The following is a 23957-nucleotide window of genomic DNA, read 5'->3' on the forward strand; positions in this document are numbered from 1 at the left end:
CAGTGCAGCCTGACCAAGAACAACAGGGATCGCAGCAGAAGAGACAGACAGCGTGCGCGGCATCGACGACTTCCTTGAGAGAAGGAGGAGAGGTCGGCGCAGTCTGCAGGGACTGCGCGGCGCACACTGCGAACAATCGTCACCTCACGCGCTGCCCGTCAAAAAGGGCGAAGCAAGCGCGAAGAAGTTGACGCTGGAAGGCTGGCTCAGCCCAACGCCGGATAGTCCGTATACCCCTTCACCCCACCCCCATACATCGTGGCCTTGTCGAGCTCGTTCAGCGGCGCGTGCTCGCGCAGGCGGCGCACCAGGTCGGGGTTCGAGATGAAGGGCTTGCCGAAGGCCACGAGGTCGTCGCCTTCCTTCACGGCTTCTTCGGCCAGGGGGCGGTCGTAGCCGTTGTTGACCATCCAGGCGGCCTTGCCGCCAGCGGCGCGGTAGGCGGCCTTGAGGGCTTCGTAGTCGAAGGGGCGGTCGGCGATTTCGCGCGGGCCGCCGGTGGCGCCTTCGATGATGTGGATGTAGGCCAGGTTCAGCGGCGCGAGCTGCTGCACGACATAGGTGAACAGCGGCTGCGGGTCGCTGTCGTGCGCGTCGTTGGCGGGCGTGACGGGCGACAGGCGGATGCCGGTCTTGCCGCCGCCGACGGCGTCGACCACGGCGCGCGTGGACTCGAGCAGCAGGCGCGCGCGGTTCTTGATGGAGCCGCCGTAGTCGTCGGTGCGCTTGTTGCTGCCGTCTTTCAGGAACTGGTCGAGCAGGTAGCCGTTGGCGCCGTGCAGTTCCACGCCGTCGAAGCCTGCGGTCTCGACGGCGTTGCGTGCGGCCGCGGCATAGGCGTGGACGATGCCGGGCAGCTCGGCCGCGTCGAGCGCGCGCGGCTCCGAGGTCTCGACGAAGGTGGGCACGCCGTCCTTGATGAGCACGGTCTTGGTCTTGGCGGTGATGGCCGAGGGCGCGACGGGCTTGCCGCCACCGGGTTGCAGTTCGGTGTGCGAGACGCGGCCCACGTGCCACAGCTGCACGACGATCTTGCCGCCCTCGGCGTGCACGGCGTCGGTCACGCGCTTCCAGGCGTCGAGCTGTTCGGTACCGTAGAGGCCGGGCACGTCGGCGTAGCCCTGGCCCTGGTGGCTGATGGCGGTGGCTTCGGTGATGAGCAAACCGGCGCTGGCGCGCTGGGCGTAGTAGGTGGCAGCGATGTCGGGCGGGATCGCGTTGGGCGAGCGGTTGCGCGTGAGCGGCGCCATCACGATGCGGTTGGCGAGCTGGAGGTCGCCGGCCTGGACGGGGTCGAAAAGGGTGGACATCGTGGATTGAGGGGGCAGAGTTGAAACAGGCGCAAGGCTAAGCCGCCCGTCTCAACCCTGCTGTCGCACGGTTGTCTCGATTGGTGCTAGGGAAGCAACCGCGCCAGCAACGCCGGGCTCACGCGCACGGGCAGCGCGAGCAGGATCTGTCCCATGCCCTTGCCGAGCGGGTCGTTGCGCAGAGAGGCCATGCCGCCGCCGCCCAGCGCCTGCTCGCAGACGAAGTTGAAGGCGTGGATGCCGGGCACCTCGTGGCGCGTGACGTGGCCCTGCACCAGGTGCGCGAGCCATGCGGCCACGCGCGCCTCGGTGAGTTGCGCGCGCAGCAGCGGCAGCAGCTCGGGATGGCGCGCGATGACGCCGATGTTCGAGGTGTCGCCCTTGTCGCCGCTGCGGGCCCACGCGAGGCGGATCAGCGGCACTTCGATGGCGTCGTCGCCGGGCGTGGCCAGGGGCCATGCGTCGTTGGTGTGCGCAGCGGGTGGGTCGTTGCTGGTGGCGTGCGTCGCGGGCACATCGACGGCCTGCCCATCGACGCGCACCTGCGGGCTCACGCGCGCCTTGTCGAGCAGGAATGCGTACTGCCGGATCGACGGCGACACCGAGGCGCGCCCGCCGCCCGCGCCCGTCGTGCCGGGCGCCCACGAGGTGCCGGCCGGCGCGACCTCGCGCGCGAACAGCTCCAGCGCGTCCTTGCGCGGATGCGTCACGGCGAGCCGCAGCACGGCCTCGCGGATCTGCTGCGCCTGTGTCTGCGCGTGCGGGCCGTAGCAGGACTCGGCGCCGAGCACTTCGAGCTGCGTGCCGCTGTAGGGCCCGAGGCCCTGTTGCGCGAAGAGGGCGCCGGTGCGCGCGAGGATCGCTTCGCCGGTGCGCCGCGCCTTGGCCACCGCGTCGAAGCCGACGATCGTGAGCTGCGCCGCGGTCTTGAAGCCGTCGACATACGTGGCGTAGACCTTGTAGCTGCCGGTGGGTGCGCGGCCGCGCGCGCCGTGCACGCGCACGCGGTGTTCGCCCGCCTGTTCGATGCGCACCTGCGTGAAGTCGGCCACCACATCGGGCAGCAGGTAGGCGGCGGGGTCGCCGATTTCGTAGAGCATCTGCTCGCCGACTACGGCGGGCGTGAGCTTGCCGCCGGTGCCCGCGGGCTTGGTGACGACGAAGCTGCCGTCGGCGGCGCATTCGACGATGGGGTAGCCGATGTTCGGCCAGTCGGGCACGGTGTCCCAGTCGGTGTGCAGGCCGCCGGTGGCCTGGCAGCCGCACTCCATGATGTGGCCTGCGAGGCTGCCTGCGGCAAGCAGGTCGTGGTCGCCGGGCTGCCATTGGAATTCGTGCATGAGCACGCCGAGCGTGACGGCCGAGTCGACGCAGCGGCCGGTGATGACGACCTGCGCACCCGCGTCGAGCGCGGCCTGGACCGGGCGCGCGCCCAGGTAGGCGTTGGCGCTGAGCACGCGCTCGGGCAGTGGCGCGCCGCTCTGCAGTTCGCGCACGGGCGGTTGCGAGGCGCGCAGCTCGGGCAGCAGCGGCGACACGTCGTCACCGCTCACCACGGCGATCTTCAGCGAGACGCCTTGCTCGGCGGCCAGTGCCGCGAGCGCATCGGCGCAGCCTTGCGGGTTGACGCCGCCCGCGTTGCTCACGACGCGGATGCCCTGTTTCACGACGTCTTTCAGCACGGCCTTCATCGCGACGGAGACGAAGTCGGTCGCGTAGCCCAGCTCGGGCTTCTTCAGTCGCGCGCCCGCGAGGATCGACATGGTGAGTTCGGCGAGGTAGTCGAACACGAGGTAGTCGATCTGCCCGCTGGCCACGAGCTGCGGCGCGCCCACGCTGCTGTCGCCCCAGAAGCCCGAGGCGCCGCCGATGCGCACGACGCGACCGTTGGGGTTGCGTTTGTTGATGTTCATCGTCCACTCCATTGCGGCTTGCGCTTCTCGCGGAAGGCGAGCTGGCCTTCGGCCGCGTCTTCGGTGAGCGCGAACAGGCCGATCTGGCTTTCGGTGAAGGCCATCGATTCCTCGAAGGCCATGGCCTCGATCTTCTTCATCGTGTACAGGCCGCGGCGGATGGCGGCGGGCGACTTGTCGAGCAGGCGGGCGAGCAGCCAGTCGACGCTCTCGTCGACGTCGTCGCTCACGCGGTTGATGAGCTTCAGCTCGAGCGCCTGCGCGGCGTCGATCGGTTCGCCGGTGATGCACATCTCGGCCAGCACGCGGCGCGGCAGCAGGCCGCCGAGCACGCTGAGCACCTGCGCGGGAAACACGCCGACCTTCACCTCGGGCAGGCCGAACACAGCCTGGCGGCTGGCCACGGCCAGGTCGCACATCGCCATGAGGCCCATGCCGCCCGCCATGCAGGCGCCGTTGACGCGCGCGATCAGCGGCACGGTCGATTGCCGCGCTTGGCGAAAGAGGTTGGCGATGCCCTGATAGGGCGCGGCGTAGTCGAACTTGAAGGAGGTGCCGCTTTGCAGGTCGGCGCCGGCGCAGAAGGCGCGCGTGCCGGCGCCGGTGAGGACCACGGCGCGCACGGCGGTGTCGCGGTTGGCGCGGGCCAGTGCATCGGACAGGCCCTCGAGCACGGCCGCGTTGATGGCGTTGCGGCGTTCCTGGCGATCGATGGTGAGCCACATGACGGGCCCGCGCATCTCTTCGCGCAGCTCGACGGGGGACGGGGAAGAAGGGGGAGGGGATTCGGACATGGGCGGCTCGGCTTCCTGGTGACGGATGCCGTAGCGTCGCCCGAAAAAAAAGCCGCGGCATGCGGCTTGTGGCTGCGGTGATCCGGGTTTTCCCTGGGTGGCCCGGATCGTCGCTGGCGTCGCGTTCTGCGCGCTTCGGCTTACTTCAGCAGGCCTTCGGCCTTCATCGCTTCCTGAACGGCGGGGCGGGCGGCGACGCGGGCGTGCCAGGCCAGCACGTTGGGGAAGTCCGAGATGTCCACGCCGGTGGGCTTGGTCCAGTTGGTGACGGTGAACAGGTAGCCGTCGGCCACGCTGAAATGCTCGCCCATCAGGTACTGCTTGGCGGCGAGTTCGCTGTCGAGCCACTGGAAGCGGGCCTTGAGCTTGTCCTTGGAGATGGACTTGGCTTCCTCGGGCATGGCCGGGTTGAACAGCGGGCTGAAGCCCTTGTGCATCTCGGTGCCGATGAAGGTCAGCCACTCCTGCAGGCGGTAGCGCGGCATGGTGCCGTTGGCGGGCGCGAGGTTCTTGGTGGGGGCGAGGTCGGCAATGTACTGCACGATGGCCGGGCCTTCACGCAGGCGGGTGCCGTCGTCGAGCTCGAGCATCGGCACGTAGCCCAGCGGGTTGATGCCGTAGTAGTCGGTGCCGTCCTGCAGCTTGTGGCTCTTGGTGCTGGCCAGCACGGGCTCGAAGGCGATGCCCGCTTCGTGCAGCGCGATGTGGGGGGAGAGCGAGCAGGCGCCGGGCGAGTAGTACAGCTTCATTCGAAAAAACTCCAATGGATAGAAGGAAAAGATCTGTGCGACCGGAGGGGATGCTAGCGGGTTTGGCTGCATCGCGTTTTTGTCCTACGGAGGCTCGCGCGTGCCGACTATCGGGCGGCGCAGCGGGGCTTCCTACAGTCCGGACACGGCGGTGCATGCCCGCCGCAAAGCAACCAAGGAGTGGTTCACCATGCTCAAGTACGCGATCATTTTTGCGGTCATCTCGCTCGTGGCGGGTCTGCTGGGCTTCGGCGGCGTGGCGGCCGGCGCGGCGGGCATCGCCAAGCTGCTGTTCGGCCTGTTCCTCGTGCTGGCGGTGCTGTTCGTGGTGCTGGCCGCACTTGGCGTGGGCGCGGTGAAGAAGGCGCTCGATTGACCGCCTTGCCCCATGCCATGCACCTGTCGCACGTCGACCTGCGCCTGGACTACGAGGTGGACGCCCCGGCGCACCTGCGGCTGAACATCGAGGCCGCGCGCACGGGTGCGCAGGCGGTGCTGGCCGAGACACTCACCATCGAGCCGCCCGCGCGGCTGCGGGTGGGCTGCGAGGCCGACAGCGGCAACCGCTTCGTGCGTTTCGACGCGGCGCCCGGGCCGCTGACCATCGTCTACCGCGCGACGGTGCGGCGCCCGGTGGTGCATGTGCCGGCCACCTTGCCCGAGGTGCCGGTGAGCCAGCTGCCCGACGCCGTGCTGGGCGACCTGCTGCCCACGCGCTATTGCGAGTCGGACCTGCTGGCGCGTTGCGCGCAGCAGCTCTTCGGCGACCTGCCGCCGGGCATCGGCCGCGTGCAGGCGATTGCCGACTGGATCCACGACAGCATCGTCTACGTGCCGGGCAGCAGCGACTCGACCACCACGGCGCGCGAAGTGTTCGTGCAGCGCGCCGGCGTGTGCCGCGACTTCGCGCACCTGGGCATCACCTTCTGCCGCGCGCTCAACATTCCGGCGCGGCTGGTGGTGGGCTATGTGTGGTTCGACGAACCGCCGCAGGACTTCCATGCCGTGTTCGAAGCGTGGCTCGGCGGGCAGTGGGTGCTGTTCGATCCGACGCGCATGGCGCCCGTCGACCGGCTGGTGCGCGTGGGCACGGGGCGCGACGCGAAGGACGTGGCCTTCTCCACGATCTTCGGCGCGGTGCGCATGACCGACAAGAAGCTCGCCGTGCGCGAATTGCAGGACGAGCGGGTCATTGCGCCGCGCACGCCGGCACCCAGTGGCGAGCTGCGGGGCATCGAGAAGCCCGAACCGGTGCTCTGACCCTCCCAAGTGACCGCCCGATGCGGGTTGTTTGCTATTAAATATGTAGCAAACTGCGCAATGCCGACAAGGCTCCAGGCCGATTTTGGCGCGGCTCCCTAGCTTGTCCACACAGGGGTTGCGGCAGGGCATCGCCGCTTAAAATTAGTGCCCTTTTTTGCGCCGCGCACGCGTCTGTGGTGCGCCCCCTTTTTCCAATGCTGTACCCCGAAGAATTCGATGTGATCGTCGTCGGCGGTGGCCATGCCGGCACCGAAGCCGCGCTCGCTTCCGCACGCATGGGCGCCAAGACGCTGCTGCTCTCCCACAACATCGAGACGCTGGGGCAGATGAGCTGCAACCCGTCGATCGGCGGCATCGGCAAGGGCCACCTCGTGAAGGAGGTCGACGCGCTCGGCGGCGCGATGGCCATTGCCACGGACGAGGCGGGCATCCAGTTCCGCATCCTCAATTCGAGCAAGGGCCCGGCCGTGCGCGCCACGCGTGCGCAGGCCGACCGCGTGCTGTACAAGGCCGCGATCCGCCACCGCCTGGAAAACCAGCCGAACCTGAGCCTGTTCCAGCAAGCCGTCGACGACCTGATGATCGAAGGCGATCGCGTGGTCGGCGCCGTCACGCAGGTGGGCATTTCTTTCCGCGCACGCACCGTGGTGCTGACCGCGGGCACTTTTCTCGACGGCCGCATCCACGTCGGCTTGGACAACTACCAAGCCGGCCGCGCGGGCGACCCGCCGGCCATCAGCCTGTCGGCGCGCCTGAAGGAACTCAAGCTGCCGCAGGGCCGCCTGAAGACCGGCACGCCGCCGCGCCTGGACGGTCGCAGCATCGACTTCTCGAAGTGCACCGAACAACCCGGCGACGGCATGCCCGGTGGGGCAGGGCCGATGCCGGTGTTCAGCTTCATGGGCAAGGTCGAGATGCACCCGCGGCAGATGCCGTGCTGGGTGACGCACACCAACCAGCGCACGCACGACATCATCCGCTCGGGCTTCGACCGCAGCCCGATGTTCACCGGCAAGATCGACGGCGTCGGTCCGCGCTACTGCCCGAGCGTCGAAGACAAGATCAACCGCTTTGCCGACAAGGACAGCCACCAGATCTTCCTGGAGCCCGAAGGCCTGACGACCAACGAGTACTACCCGAACGGGATCTCGACCAGCCTGCCGTTCGACATCCAGTACCAGCTGGTGCGCTCGATGCCGGGCCTGGAAAACGCCCACATCCTGCGCCCGGGCTACGCCATCGAGTACGACTACTTCGATCCGCGCGAGCTCAAGAGCAGCTTCGAGACCCGTGCGATCCGCGGCCTGTTCTTTGCCGGACAGATCAACGGCACCACCGGCTACGAAGAAGCGGCGGCCCAGGGCCTGTTCGCCGGCATCAACGCCGCGCTGCAGTGCCGTGGCGAAGATGCCTGGCTGCCGCGCCGCGACGAGGCCTACCTCGGCGTGCTGGTCGACGACCTGATCACCAAGGGCGTGACCGAGCCGTACCGCATGTTCACCAGCCGCGCCGAGTTCCGGCTGCAGCTGCGCGAGGACAACGCCGACATGCGCCTGACCGAAGCAGGGCGCAAGCTGGGCCTGGTGGACGACGCGCGTTGGGACGCTTTCAGCCGCAAGCGCGACGCTGTTTCACGTGAAACAGAGCGGCTCAAGTCGATCTGGGTGAACCCGCGCAACCTGCCGGCGACCGAGTCGGCCCGGGTGCTGGGCAAGGCCATCGAGCACGAATACAACCTGGCCGACCTGCTGCGCCGGCCCGACGTCAACTACGAAACCCTGATGTCGCTGGACGGCGGCAAGTACGGCCCGTCGTCGGCGCTGAGCGCTTCCGAGATCGAGCAGATCGAGATCTCGGCCAAGTACTCCGGCTACATCGAGCGCCAGCACGACGAGGTGGAGCGCGCCGCCCACTTCGAGAACCTGAAGCTGCCGGCCGACTTCGACTACAGCCAGGTCAAGGCCCTGAGCTTCGAGGTGCGCCAGAAGCTGGACAAGCACCGGCCTGAAACGCTGGGGCTGGCATCGCGCATCTCGGGCGTCACGCCCGCCGCGATCTCGCTGCTGATGATTCACCTGCGCAAGGGCGGGCACAAGGCCTTCGCCCGCGACGCCGCCGATACCGCCACAGCCACAGAAACCACCGAAGCTGCTGCCACCGAGCCGCACACCGCACCATGAGCGCGACGCCCCTCGACACGCTGCGCGCAGGCGCAGCCGCCCTGGGCGTGGCCCTGTCCGACACGCAGGGCGAACAGCTGCTGGCCTACGGCACGCTGATGCTCAAGTGGAACAAGGTCTACAACCTGACGGCCGTGCGCGACCCGGCCGGCGTCATGACGCACCACCTGCTCGACAGCCTCGCGGCCGTCGCACCGCTGCAGCGCGAGTGGGCAGGGAAGGGCAGGCTGCTCGACGTCGGCTCCGGCGGCGGTCTGCCGGGCGTGGTGATCGCCATCATGCGGCCCGACATCGAGGTCAGCTGCCTCGATGCGGTCGCCAAGAAGGCGGCCTTCGTGCAGCAGGTGGCGGCCGAGCTGGAGCTGCCGAACCTGCGCGGCCTGCATGCGCGGGTCGAATCGCTGGCCGGCAGCTACGAGGTGATCAGCTCGCGCGCCTTCGCGTCGCTGCCCGATTTCTTCAACGGCTCGGTGCACCTGCTGACACCGGGCGGCGTCTGGCTGGCCATGAAGGGCAAGGTGCCGACCGACGAACTGGCCGTCTTGCCGGCCGGCGTTGCAGTGTTTCACGTGGAACAACTGACGGTGCCGGGCCTGGACGCCGAGCGCTGCATCGTCTGGGCGCGCAAAGAGGCCGCCTGATTTCGTAAAAGATGCGACGGCGCCGGCAAAAGCCGGTGCCGGAGCAATCTTCCCGGCGCTGGCCTGCCTTAGACTCGAAGCCTCCCCCTGGCTCTCTTTTTCGAGGCAAATCCCATGTTCGGCATCGCTGACTACGGCGCATTCGTCGCCGCCATCGTCCTGTTCCTTCTGATTCCCGGTCCGGGCAATCTGGCGCTGATCACTTCGACCAGCAAAGGCGGCATTCGTGGCGGCCTGGCAGCGACCTTCGGCGTGATCCTGGGAGACCAGGTCCTGATGTGGGCGGCGGTGGCGGGCGTGTCGGCCGTGCTGGCTGCTTACCCGGCCGCCTTCAAGGCGGTGCAGTGGCTGGGCGCCGCCTACCTGGCGTGGCTCGGTCTCAAGATGCTCCTGGCCAAGCCCGGCGCGGCACCGATCCTGAACATCCGCCCGAGCCATTTCCTGCGCCAGGCGCTGACGATCACCTTGCTGAACCCCAAGGCGATCGTGTTCTACATGGCCTTCTTCCCGCTGTTCGTCGATCCGGCGCGCCACCAGGGCGTCATCACCTTCGGCGCCATGGCCGTGACCATCGCCGCGCTGACCTTCCTGTACGGCCTGACCTCGACGCTGCTCACGCACTTCCTGGCCGAGCGCATCCGCGCCAATCCCCGCATCTCGGCCACGCTCGAAAAGCTGGCTGGCACCTTCTTGATCGCCTTCGGCATCAAGCTCGCGATCTCGCGCTGACCGACCCCGACGACCCGCACTGACGACACATGGCCAAGATTTTCTGCATCGCCAACCAGAAGGGCGGCGTCGGCAAGACCACCACCACCGTCAATCTCGCCGCCGGCCTGGCCAAGGTGGGCCAACGGGTGCTGATGATCGATCTCGACCCCCAGGGCAACGCGACCATGGGTTCGGGCATCGACAAGCGCCAGCTGGAGCTCACGGTGTACGACGTGCTGCTCGAATCGGCCTCGGTGGCCGAGGCGCGGGTGAAGTCCGACAAGCTCGTGGAGGCCGAAGCCAGCTACGACGTGCTGGGCGCCAACCGTGAGCTGGCCGGCGCCGAAGTCGAAATGGTGGCGCTCGACCGCCGCGAAAAACGCCTGCGCACCGCGCTGGCTGCGGTCGGTGCCGAGTACGACTTCGTGCTGATCGACTGCCCGCCGAGCCTGAGCCTGCTGACGCTCAACGGCCTGTGCGCGGCCCACGGCGTGATCGTGCCGATGCAGTGCGAGTACTTCGCGCTCGAAGGGCTCACGGACCTGGTCAACACCATCAAGCAGGTGCACGCCAACCTCAACAAGAACCTGCAGATCATCGGCCTGCTGCGCGTGATGTTCGATCCGCGCATCACGCTGCAGCAGCAGGTGAGCGAGCAGCTCAAGTCCCACTTCGGCGACAAGGTGTTCGACACCGTGATCCCGCGCAATGTGCGCCTGGCCGAAGCGCCGAGCTACGGCCTGCCGGGCGTGGTGTTCGACCCGTCCGCCCGCGGCAGCCAGGCCTTCATCGCCTTCGCCGAAGAGCTGGTCGCCAAGATGCCGCCCGCGAGCGCCTTCGCCTCGGGTGCGGTGGCGCCGCCGGTCACGCCCCCGCCGCGCGTGGTGCCCGATCTGCCGATCCCCGACGATGTGCTGGCCGCCGCGCCTTCCGCTTCCGTCGCCGATACCGATCAAAACCCCGTCTGATGCCCGCCCGAAGGGCGGTAGGCGCTATCAAGTTCGTAGCAATCAGCCATGAGTGAACCCCACATCCTGCTGCTGCCCGGATGGCAGAACAGCGGCCCCGGCCATTGGCAGACCCGCTGGGAGTCGGTCTACGGCGACCACCGCGTCGACCAGCACGAGTGGATGCGCCCGCTGCGCGGCGACTGGTCGATCCGCCTCGAAGAAGAAGTGCTGGCCGCGCCGCGCCAAGTGGTGCTGGCTGCCCACAGCCTCGGCTGCATCCTCACCGCCGCCTGGGCCGCCCACTCGCGCAACACGCACAAGGTGCGCGGCGCGCTGCTGGTGGCGCCCGGCGACCTGGAGCGCGACGACCTGCGCCAATTGATTCCCGGCTGGGCTCCCATCGTGCGCCAGCCGCTGCCGTTTCCGGCCGTGCTGATCGCCGCCAACGACGACCCGTACTGCGAAGCCTCGCGCTCGAAGCAGCTGGCCAGCGATTGGGGCGCACGCTTCATCGATGCCGGCACCGGTGGCCACCTGAACGCCGAATCCGGCCTGGGCGACTGGCCCGAAGGCCGGAAACTCCTGAACGACCTCTCGAAAGACACGCACTGATGGCGACCAAGAAACCCAAGGGCCTGGGCCGCGGCCTCGAAGCGCTGCTCGGCCCGACGGCCGCACCCTCCGCCGATCCACTCGGCAATGGCGGCGACCGCGCCACGGAAGAGGGCGGTGCCCCGCAGAACCCCAACACCCTGAAGCTCGACCAGATGGTGGCCGGCGTCTACCAGCCGCGCACCCGCATGGACGAGGGCGCGCTGTACGAGCTGGCCGAGAGCATCAAAGTGCAGGGCATCATGCAGCCGATCCTGGTGCGCCGGCTCGACGCCGAATCGGCCGCGGCCAAGAACGCCGAGTACGAAATCATCGCGGGCGAGCGGCGCTTCCGTGCCGCCCGGCTCGCGGGCCTGGACACCGTGCCGGTGCTGGTGCGCGACGTGCCCAACGAGGCCGCGGCGGCCATGTCGCTCATCGAGAACATCCAGCGTGAAGACCTCAACCCGCTGGAAGAGGCCCAAGGCCTGCAACGCCTGGTGACCGAGTTTGGGCTCACTCACGAAATGGCGGCCCAGGCCGTCGGCCGTTCGCGCAGCGCCGCCAGCAACCTGCTGCGCCTGCTGAACCTGGCCGAGCCCGCGCAGCTGATGCTGATGGCAGGCGACATCGACATGGGCCATGCGCGCGCGCTGCTGTCGCTCGATCGCGGCACGCAGATCACCGCCGCCAACCAGATCGCCGCCAAGAAGATGTCGGTGCGCGAGGCCGAGGCGCTGGTGAAGAAGCTCGCGGCCGAGTTCACGCTCACGCCCTCGCGGCGCGGCAATGCCGGCGAGAAGTCGCGCGACCTGCAGCGCGTGGAAGAAGAGCTGGCCGACCTGCTCACGGCCGAGGTCGAGGTGCGCATCAAGAAGCGCACGAAGCGCGGCGAAAGCGGTGAGCTGGCGATCCACTTCGGCTCCATCGAGGCGCTCAACGGACTCATCGAACGCATCCGCCGAACGGCCTAGTTCGGCTTGCGTTGCGAAGACGGACCCCAGCGTTCGTTTGATTGATTCCTGCAATCCTTTGCGCGTATCCTCGATCGCGGTTTTTCTTTCAGCCCTGCAAGACCACCACCATCGAAACGAGGGAGTCGACCATGCCGTTCTTCGCCACCAAGTTCCCGCTCGCCGCAGTCGCCGTCGGCGCACTGCTGCTCACGGGCTGCGCCACCACCGACATGCAGATGGGCAGCCAATCGGCCAAGACCATGGCCACGGGCAGCGCCGCCGGCGGTGCCACCTCGGGCGAGAGCAGCCAGCTCGAGCGCTGCGAATCGCCACTGGGCACCGTGTCGCTGGTCGAGAACGTCAACGCCGGTTGGTACACCATCCTCACGGGCGAGTACCGCTTGCCGCCTACTGCAAATCTGTTGCGTTTGCTGGTGCAGCAGTCGAACTGCTTCATCGTGGTCGAGCGCGGCGCGGCCGGCATGAACGCGATGACGCGTGAACGTGCGCTGCAGCAGTCGGGCGAGATGCGCGGCGGCAGCAACTTCGGCCGCGGCCAGATGGTGGCCTCCGACTACGGCCTGTCGCCCGAGATCGTGTTCAGCAACAGCGATGCCGGCGGCATCGGCGGCGCGCTCGGCGGCCTCGTGGGCGGCGGCCGTGGCCGCGCCATCGCAGCCGTCGGCGGCAGCCTGCAGACCAAGGAAGCCAGCGCCTTGCTGACGCTCATCGACAACCGCTCGGGCGTGCAGGTCGCAGCAGCCGAGGGCAGCGCCTCCAAGACCGACTTCGGCGCCTTCGGCGGCCTGGCCGGCCGCAGCGGCGCCGGTGGCCTCGGCGGCTACACCAACACGGCGCAGGGCAAGGTGATTGCGGCAGCCTTCATGGACGCCTTCAACCAGATGGTTCGCTCGCTGCGCAACTACAAGGCGCAGACGGTGCGCGGCCAGGGCCTGGGCGGCGGTGGCCGCTTGGGTGTCGATGGGGGCGCTGCGCCTTCGCAGACCTACGTGCCGCCGGAGCCGGCACCGGCACGCCGCCGCAGGTAAGAACAGGACGCGGGCCTTCGGGCCACGAAAAAGCCCGGTGCTCTTGCGAGCCGCCGGGCTTTTTCATTGATGCGTGATCGCGAGGAATCAGAGGCTGAAGATCTTGCCCGGGTTCATGATGTTCTTCGGATCGAGTGCGCGCTTGATCGTGCGCATCATGTCGATCGCGCCCACGCCGGCTTCGGTCACCAGGAAGTCCATCTTGTGCAGGCCCACGCCGTGCTCGCCCGTGCAGGTGCCTTCGAGCGCCAGCGCGCGGCTCACCAGCGCGTGGTTCAGCTCTTCGGCCTTCACGCGCTCTTCGGGGATGTTCGGGTCGAGCAGGTAGCCGAAGTGGAAGTTGCCGTCGCCCACGTGGCCGACGAGGAAGTAGGGGATGCCGCTGGCATCGGCTTCGGCCACCGAGTCGAGCAGGCAGTCGGCCAGGCGCGAGATCGGCACGCAGGTGTCGGTCGAGATCACGCGGCAGCCCGGGCGCGACTGCACGGCCGCGAAGTAGCTGTTGTGCCGCGCGGTCCACAGGCGCGTGCGTTCTTCCGGCGTGCTGGCCCATTCGAAGGCGTTGCCGCCGTGGCCGCTCGCGAGTTCCTGCACCGTCTCGGCCTGCTCCTTCACGCCCGCGGGCGAGCCGTGGAATTCCATCAGCAGCATCGGCTCTTCGCGCAGGTTGAGCTTGGCGTAGGCGTTCACCATGCGCACCGTGTTCACGTCGATCAGTTCCACGCGCGCGATCGGCACGCCCAGCTGGATGGTCTCGATGGTGGTGCGCACCGCGGCCTCGATGCTCGGGAACGAGCAGATCGCCGCCGACACCGCCTCGGGCAGCGGGTAGATGCGCAGCGTGACTTCGGTGACCACGCCCAGTGTGCCTTCGCTGCCCACCATGAGGCGCGTGAGGTCGTAGCCGGCCGACGACTTCTTGGCGCGCGTGCCGGTGCGGATGATGTCGCCGCTGGCTGTGACCACTTCGAGCGCCAGCACGTTCTCGCGCATCGTGCCGTAGCGCACCGCGTTCGTGCCGCTGGCGCGCGTGGCTGTCATGCCGCCGATGGAGGCGTCGGCGCCCGGGTCGATGGGGAAGAACAGGCCCGTGCTCTTGATCTCTTCGTTGAGCTGCTTGCGCGTGACGCCGGGCTGCACCGTCACCGTGAGGTCGTCGGCGTTGATCGACAACACCTGGTTCATGCGCGACACGTCGATGCTGATGCCGCCTTGCACCGCGAGCAGATGGCCTTCGAGCGAAGAGCCCACGCCGAAGGGAATGACCGGCACGCTGTGCTCGCTCGCGAGCTTCACGGCATCGGCAACATCCTGCGTGCTTTCGGCGAACACCACGGCCGCGGGCGGCGGTGCGTCGAACGACGACTCGTCGCGCCCGTGCTGCGTGCGCACCGCCATCGCCGTGGAACAGTTGTCGCCGAAGCGCGCCTTCAGCCCGTCGATCAGGGCCGCGGGAACGTCGCGCAGATGAAGCGCCGGCATCAGGTGCGAGGTGGAAGTCGGGGCGTTCATCGGGCGTCTCCTGGAGGGGCTGAGGGGGATCGGCCATTTTACGGAGCGCGCACCATAATGCGCTTCGGTAAAAGACATGAACCCCACGACCCTTGCAGCCCTCGCGGCCTTTCCCTCGCAGCTCGAAGCCCACTACGCGGCCATTCCCAAAGCCTTTCGGCATTGGGCGCCGCCTTCATGGGAGGGCGTGCCCAGCGAAGCCTTCACCGCCATCGAGCAGCTGTGCCATGTGCGCGACATCGAGATCGAGGGCTACCACGTGCGCTTTCGCCGCACGCTCGCCGAGACCCATCCGACGCTCGCATCGATCGACAGCGAGCCGCTGGCCATCGAGCGCCATTACGGCGCGGCCGACCCTGCAGCGGTGCTCGCCGAGTTCCGCCAGGCGCGCGTGCAGACGATGGAAATCATCTCGCAGCTGAGCGACGCGCAGCTGGCGCGCACGGCCGTGTTCGAGGGCTACGGCCCGCTCACGATGCGCAGCCTCATCCATTACCTGTGCAGCCACGACCATCAGCATCTGGCCGGACTGCAATGGCTGGCCGGCAAGATCGACGCCGCCGGCCTTTCGACCTGAACCGAGGAGCGCCCATGGGCAACCGACTTTCCCAGATCGCCACCCGCACCGGCGACGACGGCACCACCGGCCTGGGCGACAACACCCGCGTGCCCAAGGACCACCTGCGCGTGCACGCGATGGGCGACGTGGACGAACTCAACTCGCACATCGGCGTGCTGCTGTGCGAGCCGCTGCCAGAGCCCGTGCGCGAGCTGCTGGTCGACGTGCAGCACCAGCTCTTCAACCTCGGCGGCGAACTCTCGATGCCCGGTTTCACGCTGCTCAAGCCCGAGGCGCTGCTGCAGATCGACAACGCGCTGGCCGACCACAACGCCGCCTTGCCGCGCCTGGCCGAATTCATCCTGCCCGCCGGCACGCGCGCCGCCTCGCTCGCGCACGTGTGCCGCACCGTGGCGCGGCGTGCCGAGCGCGCCGTGGTGTCGCTGGGCGCCACCACCGAACTCAACGACGCGCCGCGCCAGTACCTCAACCGGCTCAGCGATCTGCTCTTCGTGCTCGCACGCGTGCTCAACCGCATGAACGGCGGCGACGACGTGTACTGGAAGAGCGAGCGCATGGCCCGCGCGGCCGCCGCCGAATCCGAAGACCACTCCCAGGGGACGACGCCATGAAGAAGCTTCACATCACCACCGCATCGCTCGCCGCCATCGCCGCCGCGCTCTGGCTGCCCGTCACCGCGCAGGCGCAGAGCGCCGACAACCCGCCCCAGGCCGAACGCGCCCAGACGATCAAGTCGCCCTCGCGCAGCGGCAAGGTGGTGGGCAGCGTGCAGCGCGGCACCAACGCCGCCGGCCGCGGCGTCAACCGCGCCGATGCCGCCACGCGGCGCGGCGTGAGCAACGTGTCGGAAAAAGCCAGCCGGCCCGTGCGCAACGTGGGCGAAGCTTTCGGACGCAAGCTGGCGCCGGGCTCGAGTGGGCGCGCGGCGCCACCGCCTGTGGGGCCGCAGGGCAACGCGCCTTGATTCGCTGTTGCTGAGTTGTTGTTCAGGGCGTCGCTCCCGCCGACGCGGTACCTTGCTCCGCGAATGTCCTCCGCCCTTCGGGCTCCCCCTTGATTTCGCTGCGCAAGGCACCGCATCGGCGTGAGCGTTGGGCAGCGCGGTCGTTGATCGGCCGCACGACGACCGCGCCCATCGTGCGCAGGACACTGGGTGCTTCCCGCAGCGAAATCAAGGAGGAGGGCGAAGCCCGGGGGACATTCGCGGAGGGAAGTACCCGGTGGCCTGTGCACGCGCCCCGAACCCAGCCTCAAGAAAACGAGAAGACATGGCCAGAAACATAGAGATCAAGGCCCGCATCGACAGCGTGGACCGCATCGCAGAAATCGCCGCAACACTCGCCGACCAGGGTCCCATCGAGATCGCGCAAGACGACACCTTCTTCCGCTGCGAGCACAGCGCCGACCGCCTCAAGCTGCGCACCTTCGCACCCGACCGCGCCGAGCTCATCTTCTACCGTCGCGCCGACAGCACCGGCCCGAAGGAATCGTTCTACCTGATCACGCCCACCGCCACGCCCGACGCGCTGCGCGAATCGCTCACGCTCGCCTGGGGCCAGGCCGGCCGCGTGCGCAAGCAGCGCCGCCTGTTTCTCGTGGGCCGCACGCGCGTGCACCTCGACCGCGTCGAAGGCCTCGGTGAGTTCCTCGAACTCGAAGTGGTGCTGCAAGACGGCGAGCCCGCCGACGCCGGCGTGGCCGAAGCCCATGCGCTCATGGCCCGGCTCGGCGTCGCTGAAGACCAGCTGGTGCAGGGCGCCTACGTCGACCTGTTGCGCGCGCAGGCCGCCTGAGCCATCGGACAGCCCGCGGGCACGCGTGCCAGCAGGTCTTGCCGCAGCGCATTCAGCTCGGCGATCTTCTGGTCGATGACCGCGACCTTGTCGGCCAACAGTGCCGCAATCGCCTGGTCGGGCGCGGCCGACTCCCACACCGCGGGCAGGTTGTCGCCGATCTCGTGGAGGCTGAAGCCGAGCTTCTGCGCGGTGCGGATGTAGCCCACCATCTGCACGGTTTCCCTCGCATAGACGCGGTAGCCGTTGCTGCCGCGTTGCGCGCGGATCAGGCCGCGCTCTTCGTAGAAACGCAGCGTGTCGCGGCTCAAGCCCGTCGCCGAAGCCAGCTGGCCGATCTGCATGGTCGTGGTTCCTTCGCCGAAGAATGTGCTTGACCCTGGAGCGTACCCGAGGCTTTAGCTTCCGGGGCTTCTTCACTCCCTGCAGGGCTCTTTTTCATGATCGCGCTTCCCACCTACCAACGCATCGTCCGCGCCAGCGCCTGGTACGACCTCGTGGTGACCATCGGCTTCGCCACGCCGTGGACCTTCGCCGCAGTGCACGCTCTGCTGCTGTGGACCATCCAGACGCTGCAGCTGCCGGGCAGCTTTCCGGCCTTCGACCCCGTGCACATGCTGATGGCCAACCTGCTGGGTTCGGTGGTCACCGTCTGGGCCGTGCTGCGCATCCGCGATCCGCGCCTGCGCTATGGGCGCTACGACGCCGTGGCGCGCTTCCTGTTCGCGACCTGGCAGGTCTACGCCGTGACGCAGGGCGCCAGCCTGATCATCCTCGGCTTCACCGCGATGGAGCTGCTGTTCGGCGTGCTCGAGAGCCTGCCAGTGCGCGGCGCCACGGCACGCGCGCCGATGCACGCCGACGACCGCGCCACAGGCCTCAGCGCCAGCCCGCAGCCTTGAGCTGCTCGGCCAACTGCTGCGCCACCTGGGCGTAGCCCTTCGCGTTCGCGTGGATGCGGTCCGAGCGCAGGGCCGCGTCCGACAGCACGCCCGAATACACACCGGCGACCAGCAACGCCTGCCCCGACTTCGCGACCTCTTCGTAGAACGGCGCATCGCTGAGCGAGCCGACCACCGCGCGCATCGCATCGGGCGCCGGCGTGGCCAGCACCGCCACATGCGACGTGTGCGCGCGCGCCTGCTCGATGAGTGCTGCGAGGTTCTCGCGCGTGCTGGCGGGCGACACGCCGCGCAGCATGTCGTTGCCGCCGATGCCGATCAGGATCGCGTCGTAGCTGCCGGCGGACAGCAGCGCGGGCAGGCGTTCCAGCGCGCCCGCCGAGGTGTCGCCGTTGACGCCCGCGTTCTCGACCTGCCAGCCCGTGAGCTCGCCCAGCTTCGCGGGCCACGCCGTCTCGGGCGACGCGCCGTAGCCGAAGGTCAGGCTGTCGCCCAGCGCCAGCACGCGGGCATCGGGCTTCAACGCGTTGGCTGAGGCCTTTCGTTTGCCGCACGCAGAGAGCAGCAGGGCGGTGGCCGGCACGCCGGCGAGCATCTGGAGGAGGTGGCGTCGCTTCATGTGGCGCGCAGCTTAAACGAGGCCGCGCGGCCGTTGGCGTTTGCCCCTTCGCTTGCTCGGAAAGCGCATAAGCCTCTCCGTTTTCGTTCCTTCCCGGCGACGGGACAGCGGCGAAGAATCGCAGCCCTGCACATCCCTTCACTGCCACCGAGGTCCGACGCCATGCTGCCGCCGCTGTTCACCCGCCATCGTTTCCTGCGCCATGCGGTCGCACTGTCCGCCGCCTTGCTCACCGCGCCGCTCGCGGCCTGGGCCGCACCCGCCAGCGGCGAGCCCGTGTGGTTCGGCGTGAGCGGCCCGCTCACCGGACAGAACGCGCAGTACGGCGCACAGTGGAAGGCCGGCTTCGACCTCGCGCTCGAGCACATCAACGCGCAGGGCGGCATCCACGGCCGGCCGTTGGCCTACAACTTCGAGGACAGCCAGAGCGACCCGCGCCAGTCCGTCGCCATTGCGCAAAAACTCGTGAACGACAAGCGCGTGCTCATCGAACTCGGCGACTTCTCCAGCCCCGCCTCGATGGCCGCCTCGCCCATCTACCAGCGCGCGGGCCTCGTGCAGCTGGGTTTCACCAACTCGCACCCCGACTTCACCAAGGGCGGCGACTACATCTGGAGCCCGTCGATCAGCCAGGCCGATGCGCAGCCGCTGCTGGCCGACCTGGCCGTGAAGACGCTGGGCTTCAAGCGCATCGCCGTGCTCTTCCTGAACACCGACTGGGGCCGCACCAGCAAGGACGTGCTCGTGAAAGCCGCGCAGGAACGCGGCGCGCAGCTGGCCATTGCCGAGGGCTACCAGCCCGACGAGAAGGACTTCCGCTCGACCCTGGTGCGCGTGCGCGACGCCAACCCCGACGGCGTGGTGCTCATCTCGTACTACCCCGACGGCGCGCTCATCGCGGGCCAGGTGCGCAGCGTGGGCCTGAAGCAGCCGATCGCGGCCGTCGGCTCCGTCTACTCGCCCAAGTTCATCGAGCTCGGCGGCGCGGCCGTGAACGGCATTCACACCAACACCGCCTTCTTCCCCGAGGAGCCGCGCGCCGAGGTGCAGGCCTTCGTGAAGAGCTTCCGCGCCAAGTACAGCAAGGAGCCCGACGCCTTCAACGCCTATGCCTACGACGCCGTGGTGTACGCCGCCGCCGCGCTGCGCGAAGCCGGTCCCAAGGCTGACCGCAAGGCCGTGCGCGATGCGTTCTACAAGATCAAGGACGTGCCCAGCGTCATCTTCGGCAAGGCCACCTTCGACGCGCAGACGCGCCGCGTGATCGGCGTGAAGAGCGTCAACCTGGTGGTGAAGGACGGCAAGTGGGCGCAGATCGACGAGAAGGCGGCGGCGCTGGCATCGGCCAAGTAGATGAGCTTCACCTCCTTCTTCGACCACACGGTCAACGGCCTGATCATCGGCAACATCTATGCGTTGCTGGCGGTCGGGCTCGCGCTGATCTTCGGCGTCTCGCACCTCATCAACTTCGCGCACGGCTCGGTGTACACCGTGGGCGCCTACATCGGCTGGGCGAGCATCACGTACCTGCACACGCCGCTGCCCATCACCATCGCGCTGGTGGTGATCGGCTCGGGCGCGCTGGGCATGCTCATCGAGCGCGTGGGGCTGCGGCCACTGCAGGGCGCCGCGCGCATCGCGCCGCTGCTGGCCACCATCGGCATCAGCTTCGTGCTCGACATCCTCGTGCAGCTGGTGTTCAGCCCCGACCCGCGCGCGCTGCCCACACAGCTGCCCGACTGGCGCCTGCAGATCGGCACCGGCACCATCGGCGCGCTCGACCTCTTGATCGCGGGCATCGGCATCGCGAGCGCGGCGGTGCTGTTCGGCTTCCTGCGTTTCACGAAGCTGGGCTGGGCCGTGCGCGCCACCGCGCAGGACCGCGACGCCGCGCAGCAGATGGGCGTGGACGTGAACCGCGTGAACCAGACCGTGTTCGCCATCGCTGCCGCATTGGGCGGGCTCTCGGGCCTGCTGGTGGGCATGTACTACAACAACATCAGCCCGGCGATGAGCTTCCAGGCCACGCTCAAGGGCGTGGTGGCGACGGTGGTCGGCGGCGTGGGCAACGTGCCGGGCGCCATCGTCGGCAGCCTGCTGCTGGGGCTCATCGAAAGCTATGGCGTGGCGATCCTCGGCACGCCGTACCGCAACCTGTTTGCCTTCGCGTTGCTGCTGGTCATCCTGGTGTGGAAGCCCAACGGCCTGTTCGGCCGCAAGCGTGTGCTGCCGCCCGAGCCGCTCACCGGCACCTTCATCGCACCGAGCAAGCCGTGGCGCGTGCCGCCGCGCGTGTTGCTCGCGCTGTTCGCCGCGGCCGTGCTGCTGCCGCTGTTCGATCCGTCGCCCTACGTGCTGCAGACGCTCACCAACGCGTGGCTCTACGGTGCGCTCGCGCTGAGTCTTACGCTGGTGGCCGGCACCATCGGCCAGATCTCGCTGGGCCATGCGGGGCTGCTGGCCATCGGCGCGTATGCCTCGTCGCTGCTGGTGCTCGACCTGCACCTGCCCGTGGGCACGGGCATCGTGGCCGCGGGCGTGCTCACCTCGCTGATCGGCACCGCGTTGATCTTCCCGGCCTTCCGGCTGCGCGGGCACTACGTGTCGATCGCCACGCTGGGCATCGGCGAGATCGTGGCGCTCACCATCCTCAACTGGGAAAGCCTCACGCGCGGGCCCATCGGCGTCTCGGGCATTCCGCCGCTCTCGCTGTTCGGGCGCGATGCGTCGTCGAACGAAGCGATCTACTGGGCCTCGTTCGGTGCGCTGGTGCTGCTGGCCCTGCTGCAGTGGCGCCTCTTGCGTTCGCACCTGGGCCGCACCTTCCGCGCGGTGCGCGAAGACGAGGTGGCCGCGCGCGCCTACGGCGTGAGCCCCGACCGCTACAAGGCGCTGGCCTTCGGCTTCGGCGGCTTCGCAGCGGGCGTGAGCGGCGCCTTCACCGCGCACATGTACTCGTACATCAACCACGAGACCTTCGGCTCGCAGATCTCGATCCTTGCGCTCACGATGGTGATCCTCGGCGGGCTCGGGAACATCAGCGGCGCACTGCTGGGTGCGGTCGCGCTCGTGAGCCTGCCGGAGCTGTTCCGAGTGACGGCCGAGTACCGCATGTTGATCTACGGCGTGGCACTGCTTCTGTTGATCCGCTTCCGTCCCCAAGGCCTGCTCGGCACCGTCTGAAAGAACCCCATCTCATGAGCCACCTCAACGACTACCTCGCCGAGAAACGCGCCGCCGTGCTGGCCCGCAACGCCGCCGTCGCGGCCGGCACCGCACAGCCCTCGCAACTCAAGGCCAGCGTGCGCGCCGAAGGCCGCAGCGGCGTGCGCCGCCTGCGCATCCGCGAGCACCAGGTCATCAGCGACAGCCCGCCCGATTTCGCGGGCTACAACCTCGGCCCGAGCTCGCCCGAGCTGCAGCTGGGCGTGCTCGGCACTTGCGTGACGCACATCTTCCTGATCCAGGCGGCCGAGCGCCAGGTGCCGCTCGAAAGCCTCGAGGTCGAGGTGACCGGTGTCATCGATCCGCGCGGCGGCAAGCCGGGCCACGAGCAGACGCCCATCTGGCCGCACGAGATCGGCTACACCGTGCACATCGATTCGCCCGCCAGCCGCGATGAGATCGATGCGCTGTTCGAAGCGGTGGAGCGCAACTGTCCCATCCTCAATCTGCTGCGCAACCCGCAGGCCATTCGCGCCGAGGTGAAGCTCGTGAACTCGAAGGCGAAGGTCGCCGATGCCGTCGCTGCTTGAGGTCCGCGGCCTCGTGCGCCGCTTCGGCGGGCTCACGGCCGTCAACGCCGTCGACCTGCAGGTGGGCGAGGGCGAACTGCTGAGCGTGATCGGCCCGAACGGTGCGGGCAAGACCACGCTGTTCAACCTCGTCACCGGCCTCGACAAGCCCGATGCCGGGCAGGTGCGCTTCGACGGCCACGACATCACCGGCCTGCCCGCGCAAGCGCTCGCACAGCGCGGCCTGGCGCGCACCTTCCAGCACGGGCGCGTGTTCGCGAACCTCTCGGTGCTCGACAACGTGCTGGTCGGCGCGCACACGCGGCTGCGCGCCGTGAAACCGCGCGTGAGCGGTGTGCCGGGCCTTGGCGCGCTGGCCGAACTGGCGCTCGCGCTGGTGCAGCCAGGGGCGGTGCGGCGCGAGGAAGAAGCGCTGCGCGACGAGGCGCGCGAGATCATCGCGCTCTTCGGCGAACGCCTCACGCCGCGCACCGACCATCCGGCCTACAGCCTCTCGTACGCCAACCGCCGCCGCGTGGAGATCGCGCGCGCGCTCGCGCTGCGGCCGCACCTGCTGCTGCTCGACGAGCCCACGGCCGGCATGAACGAGAGCGAGACGGCCGAGATGCTGGAGATCATTCGCGGCCTCAAGGCGCGCGGCCAGACCATCCTGCTGATCGAGCACAAGCTCGACCTCGTGATGCAGCTGTCCGACCGCGTGGCCGTGCTCGACGACGGCCGCAAGATCGCCGAAGGCCTGCCCGACGACGTGCGCAACGACCCCGCGGTGATCGAGGCCTATCTCGGCCATCGCCACGTGGGCGAAGCGCAGGAAGAAGCGGTGCCCGCATGATCGCCACCGTCGCGCGCACCGGCCTGTCGCCTTCTTCCCTCTGGGGAGAGGGGAGAAACGACGATCTGCCTGAACGCGCCGTCACGCAGGCGCCGGCGGGTGCGGTTGCGCCCCTGCTGCAGCTCCAGAAGGTCAACAGCTTCTACGGCCCCGTGCAGGCGCACTTCGATCTCGACATCGAAGTGCGCAAGGGCCAGATCGTCAGCCTGCTCGGCGGCAACGCCAGCGGCAAGTCGACCACGATGAAGATCGTGCTCGGCCTGCTCAAGCCGCGCTCGGGCGAGGTCCGCTTCAACGGCGAATCGACGCTGGGCCTGAGCACGCCGCAGATCATCCGCAAGGGCATCGGCTCGGTGCCCGAGGCGCGCCGCCTGTTCCCCGCGATGACCGTGCGCGAGAACCTGCTCATGGGTGCCTATGCGCGCCGCGACCGCGCGGGCGTGGCCGAAGACCTGGAACGCATGCTCGAACTGTTCCCGCGCGTGGCGCAGCGCCTGGGCTTCCTGGCCGGCACGCTCTCGGGCGGCGAGCAGCAGATGGTGGCCATGGCGCGCGCGCTCATGGGCCGGCCGCAACTGCTGTGCATGGACGAGCCCACCATGGGCCTGTCGCCGCTGTACGTCGACAAGGTGCTCGAGCTCATCGCGCGCATCAACGCGCAGGGCGTCTCGGTCTTCATGGTCGAGCAGAACGCCAGCCTCGCGCTGCAGATCGCGCACCACGGCTACGTGCTGCAGACGGGCCGCATCGTGCTCTCGGGCCCGGCGCGCGCGCTGCTGGCCGACGCGCGCATCCGCGATGCCTACCTGGGCGGCGAGGGCGCTGCCCGCACCGCCTCCTGACCACGACGACCCCTT

26 protein-coding genes are annotated in these 23957 nt (G+C 68.7%); 19 read left to right on the top strand and 7 right to left on the bottom strand.

Features of this window, described 5'->3' with window-relative positions:
* Positions 1–206: 206 nt before the first annotated feature.
* The 4 genes from AC1RGU_RS29040 to gstA all read right to left on the bottom strand — a co-directional run bounded on the left by AC1RGU_RS29040 (position 207) and on the right by gstA (position 4766).
* Complete coding sequence (locus AC1RGU_RS29040) at positions 207–1310, bottom strand: alkene reductase (protein ID WP_159279063.1); 1104 nt, start codon at positions 1308–1310, stop codon at positions 207–209.
* Positions 1311–1396: 86 nt separating this feature from the next.
* Complete coding sequence (locus AC1RGU_RS29045) at positions 1397–3223, bottom strand: acyclic terpene utilization AtuA family protein (protein WP_492699701.1); 1827 nt, start codon at positions 3221–3223, stop codon at positions 1397–1399.
* A complete protein-coding gene (locus tag AC1RGU_RS29050) occupies positions 3220–4017 on the bottom strand; it encodes an enoyl-CoA hydratase/isomerase family protein (RefSeq protein WP_492699703.1) in 798 nt (265 codons plus the stop codon). Before AC1RGU_RS29050 ends, AC1RGU_RS29045 begins: the two co-directional genes overlap by 4 nt.
* A gap of 140 nt (positions 4018–4157) precedes the next feature.
* The gene (gene gstA / locus AC1RGU_RS29055; protein WP_369645751.1) at positions 4158–4766 is read right to left on the bottom strand and encodes a glutathione transferase GstA; all 609 of its coding nucleotides are present in this window, start codon (positions 4764–4766) and stop codon (positions 4158–4160) included.
* Positions 4767–4956: 190 nt separating this feature from the next.
* Here gstA and AC1RGU_RS29060 point away from each other — a divergent pair, with 190 nt between their 5' ends.
* The 9 genes from AC1RGU_RS29060 (at position 4957) to AC1RGU_RS29100 (ending at position 13107) form a co-directional block, all read left to right on the top strand.
* Positions 4957–5142, top strand: a complete 186-nt coding sequence (locus tag AC1RGU_RS29060; protein ID WP_013538518.1) for a DUF1328 family protein — start codon at positions 4957–4959, stop codon at positions 5140–5142.
* The gene (locus tag AC1RGU_RS29065; protein WP_492699705.1) at positions 5139–6026 is read left to right on the top strand and encodes a transglutaminase-like domain-containing protein; all 888 of its coding nucleotides are present in this window, start codon (positions 5139–5141) and stop codon (positions 6024–6026) included. Before AC1RGU_RS29060 ends, AC1RGU_RS29065 begins: the two co-directional genes overlap by 4 nt.
* Positions 6027–6223: 197 nt before the next feature.
* A complete protein-coding gene (gene mnmG / locus AC1RGU_RS29070) occupies positions 6224–8209 on the top strand; it encodes a tRNA uridine-5-carboxymethylaminomethyl(34) synthesis enzyme MnmG (RefSeq protein WP_492699707.1) in 1986 nt (661 codons plus the stop codon).
* On the top strand, positions 8206–8850 hold the full coding sequence (rsmG, locus tag AC1RGU_RS29075) for a 16S rRNA (guanine(527)-N(7))-methyltransferase RsmG (protein WP_492686802.1): 645 nt from the start codon (positions 8206–8208) through the stop codon (positions 8848–8850). Before mnmG ends, rsmG begins: the two co-directional genes overlap by 4 nt.
* A 114-nt stretch (positions 8851–8964) precedes the next feature.
* On the top strand, positions 8965–9579 hold the full coding sequence (locus AC1RGU_RS29080; RefSeq protein ID WP_095743039.1) for a LysE family transporter: 615 nt from the start codon (positions 8965–8967) through the stop codon (positions 9577–9579).
* A gap of 29 nt (positions 9580–9608) precedes the next feature.
* On the top strand, positions 9609–10529 hold the full coding sequence (locus tag AC1RGU_RS29085; protein WP_062473764.1) for a ParA family protein: 921 nt from the start codon (positions 9609–9611) through the stop codon (positions 10527–10529).
* Positions 10530–10577: 48 nt separating this feature from the next.
* Positions 10578–11123, top strand: coding sequence for an RBBP9/YdeN family alpha/beta hydrolase (locus AC1RGU_RS29090; protein ID WP_492686803.1), 546 nt, complete (start codon positions 10578–10580; stop codon positions 11121–11123).
* On the top strand, positions 11123–12076 hold the full coding sequence (locus AC1RGU_RS29095) for a ParB/RepB/Spo0J family partition protein (protein WP_062473760.1): 954 nt from the start codon (positions 11123–11125) through the stop codon (positions 12074–12076). Before AC1RGU_RS29090 ends, AC1RGU_RS29095 begins: the two co-directional genes overlap by 1 nt.
* 131 nt (positions 12077–12207) lie before the next feature.
* Positions 12208–13107, top strand: a complete 900-nt coding sequence (locus AC1RGU_RS29100) for a CsgG/HfaB family protein (protein WP_070061439.1) — start codon at positions 12208–12210, stop codon at positions 13105–13107.
* A gap of 87 nt (positions 13108–13194) precedes the next feature.
* On the opposite strand, the gene AC1RGU_RS29105 is transcribed toward AC1RGU_RS29100, so the two are convergent.
* Entirely contained in the window at positions 13195–14619 is a 1425-nt protein-coding gene (locus AC1RGU_RS29105) for an FAD-binding oxidoreductase (protein WP_070061438.1), read from the bottom strand.
* A gap of 76 nt (positions 14620–14695) precedes the next feature.
* On the opposite strand from AC1RGU_RS29105, the gene AC1RGU_RS29110 reads away from it, so the two are divergent.
* The 4 genes from AC1RGU_RS29110 to AC1RGU_RS29125 all read left to right on the top strand — a co-directional run bounded on the left by AC1RGU_RS29110 (position 14696) and on the right by AC1RGU_RS29125 (position 16992).
* Entirely contained in the window at positions 14696–15196 is a 501-nt protein-coding gene (locus AC1RGU_RS29110) for a DinB family protein (protein WP_095948436.1), read from the top strand.
* A 14-nt stretch (positions 15197–15210) separates the two neighbouring features.
* Positions 15211–15810: a cob(I)yrinic acid a,c-diamide adenosyltransferase gene (locus AC1RGU_RS29115; RefSeq protein ID WP_062473752.1), complete on the top strand. Its 600-nt coding sequence runs from the start codon at positions 15211–15213 to the stop codon at positions 15808–15810.
* Complete coding sequence (locus AC1RGU_RS29120; RefSeq protein WP_492699710.1) at positions 15807–16163, top strand: hypothetical protein; 357 nt, start codon at positions 15807–15809, stop codon at positions 16161–16163. The genes AC1RGU_RS29115 and AC1RGU_RS29120 overlap by 4 nt, the downstream gene beginning before the upstream one ends.
* Positions 16164–16467: 304 nt before the next feature.
* Entirely contained in the window at positions 16468–16992 is a 525-nt protein-coding gene (locus AC1RGU_RS29125) for a class IV adenylate cyclase (protein WP_492699711.1), read from the top strand.
* Here the strand turns inward: AC1RGU_RS29125 and AC1RGU_RS29130 are convergent.
* Positions 16959–17336: a MerR family transcriptional regulator gene (locus AC1RGU_RS29130; protein ID WP_492699712.1), complete on the bottom strand. Its 378-nt coding sequence runs from the start codon at positions 17334–17336 to the stop codon at positions 16959–16961. The two genes, AC1RGU_RS29125 and AC1RGU_RS29130, sit on opposite strands and share 34 nt — an antisense overlap.
* A 96-nt stretch (positions 17337–17432) precedes the next feature.
* Between AC1RGU_RS29130 and AC1RGU_RS29135 the strand changes: the two genes are divergently transcribed.
* A complete protein-coding gene (locus AC1RGU_RS29135) occupies positions 17433–17894 on the top strand; it encodes a hypothetical protein (protein ID WP_307696833.1) in 462 nt (153 codons plus the stop codon).
* Here the strand turns inward: AC1RGU_RS29135 and AC1RGU_RS29140 are convergent.
* Positions 17872–18513, bottom strand: coding sequence for a GDSL-type esterase/lipase family protein (locus AC1RGU_RS29140; protein WP_492699713.1), 642 nt, complete (start codon positions 18511–18513; stop codon positions 17872–17874). The two genes, AC1RGU_RS29135 and AC1RGU_RS29140, sit on opposite strands and share 23 nt — an antisense overlap.
* A 162-nt stretch (positions 18514–18675) precedes the next feature.
* Between AC1RGU_RS29140 and AC1RGU_RS29145 the strand changes: the two genes are divergently transcribed.
* From AC1RGU_RS29145 to AC1RGU_RS29165, 5 genes are read left to right on the top strand one after another with little or no spacing between them, the layout of a single operon-like run.
* Positions 18676–19866, top strand: a complete 1191-nt coding sequence (locus tag AC1RGU_RS29145; protein WP_492699714.1) for an ABC transporter substrate-binding protein — start codon at positions 18676–18678, stop codon at positions 19864–19866.
* Positions 19867–21696, top strand: coding sequence for an ABC transporter permease (locus AC1RGU_RS29150; RefSeq protein WP_492699715.1), 1830 nt, complete (start codon positions 19867–19869; stop codon positions 21694–21696). It abuts the gene before it with no gap.
* 14 nt (positions 21697–21710) lie between these two features.
* Positions 21711–22268: an OsmC family protein gene (locus AC1RGU_RS29155; protein WP_492699716.1), complete on the top strand. Its 558-nt coding sequence runs from the start codon at positions 21711–21713 to the stop codon at positions 22266–22268.
* Positions 22252–23100: an ABC transporter ATP-binding protein gene (locus AC1RGU_RS29160; protein ID WP_492699718.1), complete on the top strand. Its 849-nt coding sequence runs from the start codon at positions 22252–22254 to the stop codon at positions 23098–23100. Before AC1RGU_RS29155 ends, AC1RGU_RS29160 begins: the two co-directional genes overlap by 17 nt.
* Positions 23097–23942 (top strand): ABC transporter ATP-binding protein, encoded by an 846-nt coding sequence (locus AC1RGU_RS29165; RefSeq protein ID WP_492699720.1) that lies wholly within the window; start codon positions 23097–23099, stop codon positions 23940–23942. Before AC1RGU_RS29160 ends, AC1RGU_RS29165 begins: the two co-directional genes overlap by 4 nt.
* The last annotated feature ends 15 nt before the right edge of the window (positions 23943–23957 follow it).

Source organism: Variovorax sp. GW823-FHT02B07, assembly GCF_058797695.1.